This window comes from uncultured Butyricimonas sp., from assembly GCF_959596855.1.
Taxonomy (GTDB): Bacteria; Bacteroidota; Bacteroidia; order Bacteroidales; family Marinifilaceae; genus Butyricimonas; species Butyricimonas muris.
Map to the genome: position 1 here is coordinate 31,643 of NZ_CAUFYA010000044.1, position 15,633 is coordinate 47,275.

At 46.5% G+C, this 15,633-nt stretch carries 14 protein-coding genes and 1 pseudogene; 7 read left to right on the top strand and 8 right to left on the bottom strand.

The window, feature by feature from the left end; all coding sequences use genetic code 11:
• Positions 1-369: 369 nt before the first annotated feature.
• On the top strand, positions 370-1,761 hold the full coding sequence (lpdA, locus tag Q5866_RS16455; RefSeq protein ID WP_303181367.1) for a dihydrolipoyl dehydrogenase: 1,392 nt from the start codon (positions 370-372) through the stop codon (positions 1,759-1,761).
• 101 nt (positions 1,762-1,862) lie between these two features.
• Positions 1,863-3,242, top strand: a complete 1,380-nt coding sequence (locus Q5866_RS16460) for an aminopeptidase C (RefSeq protein WP_303181368.1) — start codon at positions 1,863-1,865, stop codon at positions 3,240-3,242.
• Positions 3,243-3,276: 34 nt separating this feature from the next.
• Here Q5866_RS16460 and ispF read toward each other — a convergent pair whose 3' ends face one another.
• Positions 3,277-3,756 carry a 2-C-methyl-D-erythritol 2,4-cyclodiphosphate synthase gene (gene ispF, locus Q5866_RS16465; RefSeq protein ID WP_099290002.1) on the bottom strand — a complete coding sequence of 160 codons (480 nt, stop codon included), beginning with the start codon at positions 3,754-3,756 and terminating at the stop codon, positions 3,277-3,279.
• A 139-nt stretch (positions 3,757-3,895) separates the two neighbouring features.
• Between ispF and murF the strand changes: the two genes are divergently transcribed.
• The 3 genes from murF to Q5866_RS16480 all read left to right on the top strand — a co-directional run bounded on the left by murF (position 3,896) and on the right by Q5866_RS16480 (position 7,417).
• The gene (gene murF / locus Q5866_RS16470; RefSeq protein WP_303181369.1) at positions 3,896-5,188 is read left to right on the top strand and encodes a UDP-N-acetylmuramoyl-tripeptide--D-alanyl-D-alanine ligase; all 1,293 of its coding nucleotides are present in this window, start codon (positions 3,896-3,898) and stop codon (positions 5,186-5,188) included.
• 5 nt (positions 5,189-5,193) lie between these two features.
• The gene (locus Q5866_RS16475) at positions 5,194-5,934 is read left to right on the top strand and encodes a polyprenol monophosphomannose synthase (RefSeq protein WP_186977581.1); all 741 of its coding nucleotides are present in this window, start codon (positions 5,194-5,196) and stop codon (positions 5,932-5,934) included.
• A 157-nt stretch (positions 5,935-6,091) separates the two neighbouring features.
• On the top strand, positions 6,092-7,417 hold the full coding sequence (locus tag Q5866_RS16480) for a dihydroorotase (protein WP_227217231.1): 1,326 nt from the start codon (positions 6,092-6,094) through the stop codon (positions 7,415-7,417).
• Positions 7,418-7,442: 25 nt separating this feature from the next.
• On the opposite strand, the gene Q5866_RS16485 is transcribed toward Q5866_RS16480, so the two are convergent.
• Entirely contained in the window at positions 7,443-8,417 is a 975-nt protein-coding gene (locus tag Q5866_RS16485) for a hypothetical protein (protein ID WP_303181371.1), read from the bottom strand.
• Positions 8,418-8,429: 12 nt separating this feature from the next.
• Positions 8,430-9,698: a phosphoribosylamine--glycine ligase gene (gene purD, locus Q5866_RS16490; RefSeq protein ID WP_303181372.1), complete on the bottom strand. Its 1,269-nt coding sequence runs from the start codon at positions 9,696-9,698 to the stop codon at positions 8,430-8,432.
• 143 nt (positions 9,699-9,841) lie between these two features.
• Between purD and Q5866_RS16495 the strand changes: the two genes are divergently transcribed.
• Positions 9,842-10,417 carry a Fic family protein gene (locus Q5866_RS16495; RefSeq protein ID WP_099289996.1) on the top strand — a complete coding sequence of 192 codons (576 nt, stop codon included), beginning with the start codon at positions 9,842-9,844 and terminating at the stop codon, positions 10,415-10,417.
• Here Q5866_RS16495 and Q5866_RS16500 read toward each other — a convergent pair.
• The 4 genes from Q5866_RS16500 to Q5866_RS16515 all read right to left on the bottom strand — a co-directional run bounded on the left by Q5866_RS16500 (position 10,401) and on the right by Q5866_RS16515 (position 12,664).
• The gene (locus Q5866_RS16500; protein WP_176554860.1) at positions 10,401-10,571 is read right to left on the bottom strand and encodes a hypothetical protein; all 171 of its coding nucleotides are present in this window, start codon (positions 10,569-10,571) and stop codon (positions 10,401-10,403) included. The two genes, Q5866_RS16495 and Q5866_RS16500, sit on opposite strands and share 17 nt — an antisense overlap.
• An 84-nt stretch (positions 10,572-10,655) precedes the next feature.
• The gene (locus Q5866_RS16505; RefSeq protein ID WP_186977230.1) at positions 10,656-11,318 is read right to left on the bottom strand and encodes a DUF2461 domain-containing protein; all 663 of its coding nucleotides are present in this window, start codon (positions 11,316-11,318) and stop codon (positions 10,656-10,658) included.
• Between the two features lie 36 nt (positions 11,319-11,354).
• Positions 11,355-11,915: a cob(I)yrinic acid a,c-diamide adenosyltransferase gene (locus Q5866_RS16510; protein WP_099289994.1), complete on the bottom strand. Its 561-nt coding sequence runs from the start codon at positions 11,913-11,915 to the stop codon at positions 11,355-11,357.
• Positions 11,916-12,043: 128 nt separating this feature from the next.
• Positions 12,044-12,664, bottom strand: coding sequence for a hypothetical protein (locus Q5866_RS16515; protein WP_186977234.1), 621 nt, complete (start codon positions 12,662-12,664; stop codon positions 12,044-12,046).
• A gap of 130 nt (positions 12,665-12,794) precedes the next feature.
• Between Q5866_RS16515 and recG the strand changes: the two genes are divergently transcribed.
• Complete coding sequence (recG, locus tag Q5866_RS16520) at positions 12,795-14,897, top strand: ATP-dependent DNA helicase RecG (protein ID WP_303181376.1); 2,103 nt, start codon at positions 12,795-12,797, stop codon at positions 14,895-14,897.
• 69 nt (positions 14,898-14,966) lie between these two features.
• Here recG and Q5866_RS16525 read toward each other — a convergent pair.
• Positions 14,967-15,633, bottom strand: a pseudogene (locus Q5866_RS16525) (hypothetical protein); the annotation flags it as partial.

Genomic DNA, 15,633 nt, shown 5'->3' on the forward strand with positions numbered 1-15,633 from the left:
GGGAAAATATTTTCTACCTCGTTCAAAAACAACTCTCGACACAGTCAGTTATTTTACGTGAAAGAATAACGTATATACTATAAATTTCAGTATTAATAATTTTTATACTATTTCAATTTAAATTCTATTTTTATACCTTTATAATAGGCTTTGAATAGGAGTTGAATGGGAATTGAATAGGAGGTGATATATATTAACTACAAATAAAATTCATTATTTATACACATTATTTTTATTACATTAACATGAACGCGAGAGAAACCTTTTAAAATCTAAAATCGATTTTGTTTTCTATTCTAAACAAATACCCTAATTTTGTCACCCGATGATTCAGTGTAATAATTATTCACATTATAAATGACAAATAAAATGAAATACGACTTAATCGTGGTAGGAAGTGGTCCCGGGGGATACGTGGCAGCCATCCGTGCTTCACAACTGGGAATGAACGTGGCTGTTATAGAACGTGCGGAACTTGGGGGTATCTGTTTGAACTGGGGTTGTATCCCGACGAAATCATTACTAAAATCGGCTCAAGTGTTGGAATACGCCGGACACGCCGCCGATTACGGGGTAAAAATCGAGCACGCAGAACCGGATTTCGATGCCATTATCGCCCGCAGCCGGGGAGTAGCCGACAAGATGAGTAAAGGTATCCAATACCTTTTCAAGAAAAACAATATCACAGTGATCGAGGGGCACGGTAAACTGACCGCCGACAAGAAAGTTGAGGTAACCGACGCGGCGGGCGAGAAAACCGTTCACGAGGCACAACATATCGTGCTGGCAACCGGTGCCCGTTCACGCCAATTGCCGAATATCCCGCAGGACGGGAAACGCATCATCGGGTACCGCCAAGCACTGACGCTCGACCACAAACCGGAATCCATGATCGTGGTCGGTTCGGGAGCTATCGGTTCCGAATTGGCATTCTTCTACAACGCCATGGGAACCAAAGTATTGTTGGTTGAATTCATGCCGACAATCCTCCCGGTAGAAGACGAGGAAGTTTCCAAACAAGTGGGACGTTCTTTCAAAAAAGCAGGCATCGACGTGATGGTGAAATCATCCGTGGAAAGCGTGGAAGCCGGAGAAAAACTGTTGAAAGTAAACATCAAAAATAAAAAGGGTGAAATCGAAGTACACGAGGCAGAAATCGTGCTTTCGGCAGTGGGAATCAGCCCGAACGTGGAAAATATCGGTTTGGAAGAGCTGAATATCGAAATGGAAAAAGGTAGGGTAAAGGTCGACGAGTACTACCGCACGAACGTGGAAGGCGTTTACGCTATCGGCGACATCGTGCACGGTCCGGCACTGGCTCACGTGGCATCGGCTGAAGCCATCTGTTGCGTGGAACACATCGCCGGAGTTCACACCGAAACAATCGATTACACGAACATCCCGGGATGCACGTACACCACACCCGAGGTTGCATCCGTGGGACTGAACGAGGCAAAAGCGCGGGAAGCGGGCTATGAACTCAAAATCGGTAAATTCCCCTTCACCGCATCCGGGAAAGCTAGCGCAGCAGGAGCCAATGACGGTTTTATCAAACTGATTTTCAACGCTGCCGACAACACGTTACTGGGTGCCCACATGGTAGGTATGAACGTGACCGAGATGATTGCCGAAATGGTACTTGCACGCAAAATGAAAGCTACCGCACACGACATCATCAAAACGGTACACCCGCACCCAACCATGAGCGAAGCCGTGATGGAAGCGGCATGTGCCGCTTACGACGAAGTGATTCACCTTTAAACAATTGAAAATGGAGAATTGAAAATTGAAAATTACACACGTATTCCGATTTTCAATTCTCCGTTTCAAAATCATAAATCTAAAATCGTAAATCTAAAATTATGAAGTTATACACGACATTATTTTCTCTGCTTTTGGCCGGGGGAACGCTATGCGCTCAAACGGTTGGAGAGAAAGAACTAAACGATATCAAAGGGAGTTTCCGGAAAGACGCTGCCACGAAAGCCATTCAGAACGTGCTGACGAATGACAAGGACATCCGTAGCAATGCCCTAAACCGGGAAGTACAAGGCAAAACAGACCATTACTTCAAGTATCGGGTAAAAGTGAACGGCATCACGGACCAGAAAAGTTCCGGACGTTGCTGGATGTTCACGTCCATGAACGTGTTGCGCCCGAGCATCATGAAGAAATACAATCTTACCAACTTCGACTTCTCGCACAACTATCTTTATTTCTGGGACATGTTCGAGAAATCCAATCTTTTCCTCGAGAACATGATTTCCACTGCCGGCAAACCGATGGACGATCGGGACGTGTACTATATGTTCCAAGCTCCCGTGAACGACGGTGGCGTATGGAATCTTTATTACAATTTGGGCGAAAAATACGGGGTTGTCCCGAAAGAGGTGATGCCGGAAACAGCCCACTCGAACAATACCAACGCCATGGTATCGTTAATCAATGAACGCCTTCGCAAAGGTGGTTACACCATCCGGGAAATGGCGGCACAAGGCAAAAAAGCCAAAGATTTGCGCATTGAAAAAATATCCGTGCTGAAAGATATTTACCGTATTCTGGCTCTTTGCCTCGGCGAACCGCCTACCACCTTCACGTGGAGATACAAGGATAAAAACGGCGAAATCAAGGAATTGGCAAACTATACCCCGCAACAGTTCTACAAGGAAATCACTCCCGCCGATTACAGTCCGGAGAACTATATCATGATTATGAACGACCCCACCCGGGAATATTACAAAATATACGATATCCAGAACTATCGCAACACGATAGAGGGTATCAACTGGGTGTACCTGAACCTGCCGAACGAGGACATCAAGCAAGCCGCGATCGCTTCCATCAAAGGGAACGAGGCGATGTACACTTCCAGCGACGTGGGTAAATTCTTCAACCGGGAAACCGGGATTCTCGACCCGGAGATGTATGACTACAACTCTTTAATGGGCGTAGACTTCTCCATGGATAAAAAAGCACGTATTCTCACCCGCCAAAGCGGTTCCGCTCACGCCATGGTGCTCGTGGCAGTGGATGTTGACGAGAACGGGAACCCCACGAAATGGGAATTCGAGAATAGCTGGGGACCGCAAGCGGGACATAACGGCTATCTCACGTTCACGGACAAATGGTTTGACGAATACATCTTCCGCGTGGTAATTCATAAAAAATACTTGGGAGAAAAAGCCTTGAAGGCATTGAACCAGAAACCAATCCTGTTACCCATGTGGGACTACATGAACTAAAATAAAAAAAGGAAAGCCGAGCGGCTTTCCTTTTTTATAACTTGATAAGCAGCACGGTAGCATAGGCTGAAACCCCTTCTTCCCTACCCTCGAAACCGAGTTGTTCCGTGGTCGTAGCCTTTATCGTGAGATCATCGACATCAATTCCTATAATCTCTGCCAGACATTCCCTCATCTCCAGTGTCCGCGTCTTAATTTTCGGGCGTTGCAGGCAGATGACACAATCGATATTCCCGACAGAAAAACATTTCCGTTCAAGCATTTCGACCACTTTCTTCAACAATATCTTGCTGTCGATTCCCTTGTACGCGGGATCTGTATCCGGGAAATACGTCCCGATATCATCCAACCCGGCAGCTCCCAGAAGTGCATCACATATCGCATGTATCAACACATCCCCGTCCGAATGTGCCACGCAACCTTTATCATGTTGCAACTTGATTCCCCCGAGCCAAAAATCCAACCCCGGTTCCAACCGGTGGACATCAATCCCCAACCCTGTCTTGATTTTCATTATTTCTAAGATTAAATTATCCCGCGATATTAATAAAAAATCAACCAATCACAGAATCGTAAATCTAAAATCATAAATCTAAAATTGATCGGTTCATTTATTTTTATAAATTTGTAATTCCTATCGAATAAAACGAAAGATGGAAGAATTAGAATCTATATACAAGGCCTTCCGGGAAGGCGGTCGGGTTACCACCGACTCCCGGGAAATAAAAGAAGGGGATATATTTATTGCCTTAAAAGGGGAAAATCATAACGGTAACACATTCGCAGATAAAGCTATAGCACAAGGAGCAAGGTACGTCGTCATTGATGAAGCCGAGTACAACATCTCGCCCCGGTGCGTACTCATTCCCGATGCATTACGCTTTCTGCAACAACTGGCGAATCATCACCGCAGACAGTTAAACATCCCCATTTTAGGTATCACCGGGACAAACGGCAAGACAACCACGAAAGAATTATGCCATGCCGTACTCTCGAAAAAGTACAAAACCGTTGCCACCAAAGGTAATTTGAATAACCATATCGGGGTTCCGCTCACCTTGCTCAGCATGGATGCAGACACGGAATTCGGCATCGTGGAAATGGGTGCCAACCACCCCGGTGAAATCAAAGACCTGTGCGAAATCGCAGAACCGGATTACGGGATTATAACCAACATCGGTTACGCGCATTTGGAAGGTTTCGGCAGTTACGAGAATATCATCGAAACAAAAAGCGCCCTGTACAAATCCGTCAAGGCGAAACAAGGTATTCTTTTCGTGAACGGGGAAGATGAACTGCTTTGCCGCCTGTCCGAGGATGCGAAACGATACACTTACGGTGCAGACGGAGATTTAGTCAAGGGCGAGATAGCGCAAACCACACCCTATCTGGTGTACACGCTAAAAACCCGCCAAGGGCATCTTTATATACGTACCAAGCTGATCGGGGGCTACAACTTCGACAATGCCATGGCAGCCTCTGCCGCGGGAATATTTTTCGAGGTAGACCCGCTGCAAATACAGGCAGCGATAGAAGCCTACACGCCCTCGAATCTACGTTCCCAATTACTGAAAACCGAACGGAATACCATCATTCTGGACGCATACAACGCTAATCTCAGCAGTATGCGGGCAGCTATTTCCAACTTCGCGGAAATGAAAGCGGACAACAAACTCATCATTATCGGCGAAATGCGGGAACTTGGGGACATATCACACGAAGCGCACCGGGAAATCATGGATATGATCGCGAATCACAATTTCCCGCGAGTATTTGTCGTGGGGCATAATTTTGAATCTATCATAAATAACTATACATTTACAACCTATTTTCCCGACACGGATACTCTGATTGAACATTTAAAAACGCATGAAGTAGTAAATTCTTTCATTTTGGTGAAAGGCTCCCGGGGGAACAAGTTGGAACGGATTATTGACTATTTATAAAATATATCGTTATGAACGACAGAGTTGTCATCATACCTACCTATAACGAGAAAGAGAATATCGAAAACATTCTCCGACACGTTTTCACGCTTACCCCGGCATTTGATGCCCTTGTTATCGAGGATAATTCTCCCGATGGAACGGCACAAATCGTCAAACGCCTGCAAACCGAGTTCCCGCAACTCCACATGATCGAGCGAAAGGGGAAATTGGGATTAGGCACCGCTTACATCGCCGGATTCAAATGGGCTCTGGAACACGGGTACAACTACATTTTCGAGATGGACGCAGACTTTTCACATAACCCGGACGATCTGGTGAAACTTTACAACGCTTGTGCTTCGGGAGAGGGCGATATGGCTATCGGCTCCCGCTACGTCACCGGCGTCAACGTTGTGAACTGGCCTATGGGACGGGTACTGATGTCTTACTTTGCTTCCAAGTACGTGCGAATGATCACGGGCATGAAAGTACATGACGCCACGGCCGGATTCGTGTGCTACACGAGAAAGGTTCTGGAAGAAATCAACTTGGACAAAATCCGATTCAAAGGATACGCATTCCAGATCGAAATGAAATTCACGACATGGATACTCGGGTTCAAACTGAAAGAAGTCCCGATTATCTTCACCGACCGCACCCTAGGCACGTCCAAAATGAGCGGTGGTATATTCAACGAAGCATTCTGGGGTGTCATCACCATGAAACTCAGAAGCATCGGGAAACGTAAAAAGAGAATAAATTAATTCTGTGATTGCCGACGGATTAATTTACGATTTATGAATTACGATTTACGATTTTAGAAGCATCGGTTAACGGAAAATCATAAATCAAGAAATTAACAGAAATCTAAATCTCAGAATTATTCAATCGTAAATCAAAAATCGTAAATCATAAATTAATATGCTTATTCACGGTGGAACAATCATAAACGAAGGGAGAACATTTAAAGGTGATATTCTTATTCAAAACGACAGAATCGAGAAAATCATTGAAGGCGGAATCACTGAAATCCCCAAGGGTGTAAAAGTCATTGACGCGACGGGGAAATTTATTATACCCGGCGTGATTGACGACCAAGTACATTTTCGCGAACCGGGTTTAACCCACAAGGGGGATATCGGGGAAGGAAGCCGTGCCGCGGCAGCAGGTGGGGTCACTTCGTTCATGGATATGCCCAATGTGAAGCCGCCCACCGTCACGAACGAATTGTTGCGGGAAAAACAACAAATCGCCCGGGAGAACGCTGTCGTGAATTATTCATTCTACCTTGGAGCAACCGTGGATAACATTGACGAGATCAGAAATGTCGATCCCCACACTACCTGCGGGGTAAAAGTATTCATGGGTTCATCCACGGGCAACATGCTCGTCGATAGCCCGGAAGCACTGGAACGCATATTTGCCGAATCTCCCGTTTTAATTGCCACGCACTGCGAGGATACTCCCACGATTAACCGGAATCTGGCACTTCTTCAAGAAATGCTCGGCGACAACATCCCCACGTATTGCCACCCCGTGATCCGCAGCCGGGAAGCATGCTACAAGAGTTCCTCTCTAGCCGCAGCATTGGCTCGCGAGCATAACAGCCGCCTGCACATACTCCACTTAAGCACGGAAGAGGAAGTGGCTCTGCTAGACGAAGGCCCCAGAAAAGAAAAGCGTATCACCGGGGAAGTTTGTGTCCACCATTTATGGTTCAACAGCAAGGCATACATCACGAAAGGCTCCCTCGTGAAATGGAATCCGGCAATCAAGGCAGAGAGTGACAGGAAGGCATTGTTGCAAGGGCTGAATGAACACCGTCTGGACGTCGTTGCCACCGACCACGCCCCCCACTTGCCGGAAGAGAAAGCCGGTGTTTATACCAAATCGGCAAGCGGCGGCCCCATGGTACAACATTCGCTGGTGGTCATGCTGGAACTCATGGAACGGGGTGAAATCACGCTTGAAAACGTCGTTGACAAAATGTGCCATGCCCCTGCTGATATCTTTCATGTCGAGGAAAGAGGCTACTTGCGGGAAGGCTACAAGGCGGATATCGCCATCTTTGAAAAACACCCGTGGACGGTCAGGAAAAGAAATTTACGATACAAATGCGGTTGGTCGCCATTGGAAGGAATGACATTTACTTATAAAGTGGCAACAACAATCGTGAATGGACAAATCGTGTACAACAACGGTAAAATCAACGAGAAGGTACGCGGAGAGATGTTGACATTCTACTAGAGTACGACATTTGTACCCTGATATTCTACCAAATAGTCCAAACACACGCCGCCAACAAGAGGAGAAACAACACGTTTCCCAACCATCGGGTGCGGTGTGAGATAAAATATTGTGAAAACAAGTAGGACAAGGGTATCGCGAGTATCAGCATGATGCCATGGCAATTGAATGGAATAAAAAACAAGGAACTACCCGCAAACAATAGCATCGAGAGCATTGAAAATATGCCTCTCCGTTGCGCAACAATAGCGGTCGCAGAGTTCACGATCACGTTGTACAACGACACGATAATCAGTACCCCGAAAACGATATAGGCAGCCAGTTTCTCCGGCATTAACCTCCAAAAACCTTCCCCCGCTAACAACGTTTCCGAGAACACTGCCGGGAGTTCGAATAATTGATCTGTCCAAAAATAGTAGGCGGCGGTAAAAAACAGAGTGGTAAAAAAGCCGATAAACAAAGCTACCAAGTCCTTGACATTCGCACGACCGGAGAAAGGCAATACCACGATAGCCCAAAGCAACAACGACACTAACTTGGGACAAAGCAAGACTGCCAAACAAGTAAACAAACCAAACCCGAACACGGGAGCATTGGAGTTCGAGTGCACGATAGCCGACTGCAAACGGGATATCGCCACAATCATGCAAAATGCTGCCAGCAGGTAATTATTCACGCCATAATGACAAATAATTCCCGCCGACATCAAAGCATAGAACAACGCGGGCAACACGGTAATACGGGATAAAAATTTGTACCGGTCCGCGATAAAGAAGATCAGAAAAGACAAGCACAACAACACGAACATCCCTGCCGCCTTTAACCAAAGAAGATGCTGGTTTTCGTTTAAAAAAGGAAATGAGATTAAACCATTCTCGCGGCAAATGATTCCCCCGTCTCCATCCAGCGTGAAACGTAAAAATGCTATTGCAGCCAGAATAAACGGCAACAAATATAACAAATACAAATTTTTCGACTTCAGTACCGAGTTGAATCCCATTTTCTTCGCGTGCTATAAATCAAACCCTATATCACGCCTGAAATTCATTCCCTCGAAATGAATTTTCGCCACGTTCTTGTATGATTGAGTCAAAGCCTCTTTCATGGTATCGCCATACGAGCTGACAGCCAATACGCGCCCCCCGTTTGTCAACACTTTCCCGTCTGTTAATTTTGTTCCCGCGTGAAACACGATACTACCCTCCACGTTCTCCAATCCGGTAATAACCTTTCCTTTCTCGTAATCTCCCGGGTAACCCTGCGATACCAACATGACCGTCGTGCAAAAACGGGAATCCAAATCAAAAGCGGCTCGTTTTAACTCGCCCTTCGCCATCGCCTCGAATAAAGATAAGATATCCGTCTTCAATCTCGGTAACACTACTTCCGTTTCCGGATCACCCATACGCACGTTGTACTCAATCACGTAAGGATCACCCGCAACATTCATCAACCCGAAGAAAACGAATCCCTTGTAATCGATACCTTCCGCGCGGAAACCCTCTATCGTCGGGCGTACAATCCGCTCTTCCACCTTCCGGTTGAACTCCTCGTCGGCAAACGGCACCGGAGAAACGGCTCCCATTCCACCCGTGTTTAATCCGGTATCCCCTTCCCCGATACGTTTGTAATCTTTGGCAGAGCCTAATATCTTATAATCTTTCCCGTCCGTGAGGGCGAACACGGAAAGCTCTATCCCGCTCAAGAATTCCTCTATCACCACTCGATTGCCCGCCTTACCGAACTTACCGCCCAACATCAAGCGGAGTTCACTTTTCGCCTCCTCGATATCATTCAATATCAAGACACCCTTACCGGCAGCCAGTCCGTCAGCCTTCAACACGTAAGGCGGTTTCAGTGTTTTCAGAAAATCAATCCCGTCCTCTATATTTTCTTTCGTCACGGTCAAGTAACCCGCCGTCGGGATATGGTGACGAATCATAAATTCTTTCGCAAAATCCTTGCTCCCTTCCAATATCGCTCCCGCCTTTCCGGGACCCACGATCATCAAGTGTGCAAAACGGGCATCAGCCTCGAAATAATCCCGAATACCTTCCACCAGCGGATCTTCCGGTCCCACGACCAACATCTCGATACCGTTATTCTCGACAAATGCAGCCAATGCCTCGAAGTCCGTCACCTTAATATTCACGTTCTCCGCAATCCCGGCAGTTCCGGCATTTCCCGGTGCAACATATAACGTTGTCAATCTCTCACTCTCGTTTATTTTCCACGCCAACGCATGCTCGCGTCCGCCACTACCCAATAATAATACCTTCATTGTTATCTTATAATAATTACAACTTGTAACTCGGCTTTACCGAATGACAAAGATAGCGGTTAATCACAAATCATAAATCATAAATCTTAAATAAATTTGGTGATATTGACAGATTTCCATAACTTTGAAGCAAATCGAACGCCATGAACAGATACTCGACCAATGGTGAAGAGGGTGAAATACTCCACAACTTACTCGGACTTACCGACGAGGAAGCAATACACAATGCCGAGTTCGAGGGCTTTTTGACTGCCGAAATTCTATTTACAGAGAACCTGACGCCCAAAACGAAATTCACGATAAAATACATTTGCGACATCCACCGTACCGCGTTAAAAGAACTCTACTCTTTTGCCGGGCATTTCCGCTCCGTGAATGTATCGAAAGGGGGATTCGTCTTTCCGGCCGGACGCTTTATCCCGGATAATATGCGAATTTTTGAAGAAGAGATACTGGCACATCTTCCGGATCACTACGCTCATCAAGAGGAGTTAATCAAGGACATCGCCAAAGTACACGGGGAATTGCTTTTCATTCATCCATTCCGGGAGGGAAACGGACGGACAGCACGTATACTTGCCAATCTAATGGCTCGCAAACAAGGTTATACAGGATTGAATTTCAGACGAGTGAATTTCGACGAGTATATTATAGCCGTTCAGCAAGTAGCCCGCAAAGACTACTCCAGAATGGAAAAGATCATTACTTACGCATTTTAAGTTTCAAATTCACCCGTTCCAGAATAGTGTACGCCGTCTCTTGGGAAATCTTTATTCCTTCCAATTGAAACGAGGTTATCATTCCCTGCAAAATCTCTTCCCGGACCGTGGCGTTTTTCACTAGCTGCGGCATTTTTTCTTTTGTTTTTTCCATACTACAAATATACGACTTTTCCCCTTATTATCAAAGCCATTCAAAGGAAAAACACGTTCATTTTCAATTTTCAATTCTCCATTTTCAATTATTCCACGTCTCTTCCACCGTGTAATTCAAGAAACGATGAAAAGGTTTCATCAACAACAAACGGTCAACCACCCTCTCGACCGCATCCTCACCCTCGAAAAACGCGTCCGGCACACCGTGAGTAACAGTATACGCCTTGAATTTCAACATTTCTGCCTCCGGGAAGTCTTTCGGGAAAGGAGCGGGTACTTTCTTCAATTTTTCTCCGTCCAACCGGTAATACTTGGCAAACTCTTTATCCCGAACAATACCCGTGAATTCATCAATATTATCATACACGTCTTGCCGCAACGCTTTCAATAAAGATGGCTCCGGACACCATACTCCCCCGGCAAGCAAGCAGTTACCCGGTTCGATATGCACGTAATACCCCGAACGAGGACTCTTTTTACCGCCCCTCACCATGTACGCCCCGATATGTGTCTTGTAGGGTTGCTTGTTCGGGGAAAAACGCGTATCCCGGTAAATTCTGAAGATACAATCTTTCGCTTCCAACCCCTCGACCTCCGGTTCCACGACTGCCAACGCCGCTATGACACGATTAATAAATGCCTCGTGTTCTGCCTTTATTCTCAAATACCACTCTTTATTGGCATGAAACCAATCCCGGTCGTTATTCTCTCTTAATGCCTCTAAAAAACGAAATATCTCTTGCATTTATGATTTATGATTTATGATTGAACACGGAATCAATTAGTATTTATCTTTCCTCGGAATCCACTTGGCTTCTTCCAAACCGCAATCTTTTGCCAGCTTGCGTCCCAATACAAACAAGTAATCGGAAAGCCTGTTCACGTAACGTACAATCACGTCCTCTACCTCGATTTCCTCGCCCATGTCAATAATCCGACGTTCCACCCGACGGCAAACCGTGCGAGCGATATGACAAGCCGACACGGCAGGATGTCCCCCCGGTAGCACGAAATATTGCAAAGGTGGTAATTCCTCGTCCATCCGGTCAATTGCCCGCTCTAGAAAAGCTACGTCCTCTTCCGTGCAGGGCATCTTTTTTTGCATATTACTCACCGACGTATCCGTCGCAAGGTTCGCACCCACGACAAACAACACGTTTTGAATTTCTATTAACTCTTTCACACTAACCTCGTCAATCGGGTACGACCGGATCATTCCCAAATGACTATTCAACTCATCTACCCCGCCATACGCTTCCAAACGTATATTATTTTTCGGTACCCGAGTTCCCCCGATTAATGCCGTAGTTCCTTTATCCCCTGTTTTCGTGTAAACCTTCATTCAATTTTAGATTTTAAATTTTAGATTTATGATTCCCACTGTCCCCGCACTCATTCGATACTCTCAAATTCAGCAATTCTTCAATCACCGAATCCATTCATTTTCAATTTTCAACTTTCAATTTTCAATTAAATTATCATATTATACCTCCCCTTTTGCAACCGTTCATCGAAAAAAACAATCCCGTACCACATCATATCGATCGACACCGTTCCTTCTTGACGCAATTGCCGCCAAACGAGGGAATTAAACCGACCTTTGTAAATGTCTTTTATCACGACGCACAAAGGTCCTTTCTTGCGTTCCCGCAAAACCTCTTCCCAAGATTCATGCCAATCCGCCTCGAATGCACGTCCTAAAAACAGCAAGTCTATCTCCCTTCCTTTCATCTCCGCGGGAGTCACACGTCCCGTGTATTCCGCCCCGGGACAATCATGTCCCCCGTTCAACACGTTCATCTGCTTTGAGACCGCGGCTAAATAACGGGACACCCACGGGTTCTCCACTCCCACGCATAATACCTCCCGAAACGAAAAATAATCCGCCAACCGGAAAATCAACCGGTATAACTTTCGTTCTTTCTCCCGGACATTGCCCATTGCCTCGATACGCGCGAAATCATAATACTCCGCCTTTTCCTTTATCACGTTCGTGATCAAGTCAAACACAAAAGGGGAATGTACCCCGTACCCTCTCTTGTGACGAAATCGAATAGCATGCTTAAACCGTTGTTTCAAATAATTATACATCTCCCGACGAACAATTAATCTATATTATTTATCCTACGAAAATAAAATTTATTCCCGACATGCTCAACTAAAGTCATCTATTTTTTTTACTTTCGTTCGTGAAATTCGATACTATTAAATTTAATTGAGCATTTTGGAACTGGCAGGACTGAATATAAAGTTTATCCCGGGCGTCGGAGAAAAACGGGCATCGCTATTGGAGCAGGAAATGGGCATCCGGAGTTACGAGGATATGCTCTATTATACCCCGTACAAGTACATCGACCGCACCCGGATATATACCATAGGAGAACTCACGTCCGACCTCCCGTACATACAGGTCAAAGCCAAAATCATGAACCTGTCCGCCGTGGGAACTGGAAAACAGACCCGTATGGTTGCCACCGCGTACGACGGCACGGGGGAACTGGAACTGGTTTGGTTCACCGGCTACAAATACTTGACCAGCCAAATCCTGCCCGAGAAAGAATACTTGATATTCGGGAAACCATCCGTGTTCAACCACAAATTGAATATCGTGCATCCCGAAATTGACTTGTACGAGGCAAACGCCAAACAACTCGTGGGTTTTCAAGCTATCTACCCGACCACGGAGAAGATGAAGAAAAGTTACCTGACCTCCCGCGTAATCAACAAAATTCAAGCGAATATCTTCAAGGCTATCAACGGCCGCATACAGGAAACCCTCCCGGCATGGTTTATCAAAAAGCACAATTTGATCTACCTGCACGAGGCTCTGTACAATATTCATTTCCCGGAGAACCCGGATATGTTGCGCAATGCCCAGTATCGCCTGAAGTTCGAGGAGTTGTTTTACATTCAGCTCAACATATTAAAACTCAAATTCAACCGGAAAGCGGCATTCCAAGGCCATCCGTTTACCGTGGTGGGGAATTACTTCAATGATTTCTACCGCAATCACCTCCCCTTTCCCCTTACCGACGCCCAAAAACGGGTAATCAAGGAGATTCGTTCCGATTGCGGATCGGGGAAACAAATGAATCGCCTGCTACAAGGCGATGTGGGAAGCGGGAAAACACTGGTCGCCGTAATGTGCATGCTTATCGCTCTAGATAACGGTTTTCAAGCAGCCATCATGGCGCCTACCGAAATCCTTGCCACACAACATTACGAAACGATTTCCGAACTTTTGAAAAATACCCCCATTAGCGTGGGGCTATTGACAGGCTCTACCAAAAAGAAAGAGCGGGATGTACTGCATGATGCCCTTTCCGACGGCAGGTTACAAATACTGATTGGAACTCACGCCCTACTGGAAGACGTGGTTAGTTTCAAAAATATCGGGCTTGTCGTAATCGACGAGCAACATCGGTTCGGCGTCGCCCAGCGTGCCAAACTCTGGCAGAAGAACACGATTCCGCCCCACATGCTGGTCATGACCGCCACCCCGATTCCTCGAACGTTGGCAATGACACTGTACGGGGATCTGGACGTATCCGTAATCGACCAACTGCCACCGGGCAGGAAACCAATCACGACTCACCACGCTTTCGAGAATAAACGCTTGCAAGTCTACAAATTCATCCAGAAGGAACTGGAACTCGGACGACAAGCATACATTGTCTATCCGCTTATTTCCGAATCCGAGAAAATGGATTATCGGAATCTGGAAGAGGGCTACGAGCACGTGATGAGTTATTTCGACCCGCTCGGCTATAAAGTAGGCATCGTGCACGGAAAATTAAAACCCGCCGATAAGGACGAACACATGAGGCGTTTCGCGTCCGGCGAAACCCAGATACTGGTAGCCACCACAGTTATAGAAGTCGGTGTCAATGTCCCCAATGCCTCTATCATGGTCATCGAGAGCGCCGAGCGTTTCGGGCTGTCCCAACTCCATCAGCTCAGGGGCCGCGTAGGACGGGGTGCAGATCAATCATATTGCATCCTTATGACCTCGTACAAACTTTCCAACGAATCACGCAAACGCATCGAAACGATGACTTCCACGAACGACGGTTTCGAAATAGCGGAAGTCGATTTGAAGCTACGCGGACCGGGAGATATCGAGGGTACCCAGCAAAGCGGACTCACCTGCAACCTGCGGGTAGCCAACCTCGGAAAGGACGGACGTATACTGAATGAAGCCGCCCAAGCCGCCACGACTATTCTGGAAGATGATCCTTCCCTGCAAAAAGAAGAAAACCAAACCTTCGCCACACAAGTAAAACGGCTCTTCAAGACAAAAATCAATTGGCGATACATCAGCTAAATTCGCCTTCGGCGAGTTGCAGGTTACAAGTTGCATTTACCTGCGGTAAGTTACAGGTTTCGAACGCCATCACTCCCGGATTTTCACCCATTTTATGGCGTCCGCCACAACTTCTTGCGGTCCGAACTTTTCATTTTCAGGTGTGCGTTCCCGATCTTTGTCACTCAAGGTCACCCGTGCCGTCCCGTGGAAGTCGAAAACCCCTAGGGATATCCATCTCCAATCGTTCTTGTCCAGCGAGAGAACAACCTCGTGTTCCTCTTGCCCGTCGAACACGGTATAGTGATACGTCCTTGAAAAATGAGGTGCCAGATCCGCATAATAACTCCTACCATCATAAGGCAAGTAACAAAATACCTCGTACTTTCCCTCCCGGGGCAGACGGGGTTCCCACTGCACTTTCTGGTTACCCTTGCCGGCTCTTTTGGAATACGCCCCTTTTACCGGAAAACCTTGGCAATCTGTTCGAAGTATAAGCCCCCAGTGGTTGGCAGGGGCAAAACTGTAACATTTCGCCCGAACCTCGACACCCCCGAACAGCGAGGCAAGACTAAACTTTCTTGTCTCGTGAATCGCAAATCCCAAGTCCTCGTTATCCACGATGATTTCATCCTCATTCGTCGGGAACGGCGAGGCATCAAGGGGTAAAAACTTTCCGGTGGTATCGGCATCCGCGTTCCCACTCTCGTCCGGTAATTCTATGTCTGACGGAAGATTCAAGGACACTATTGTACTC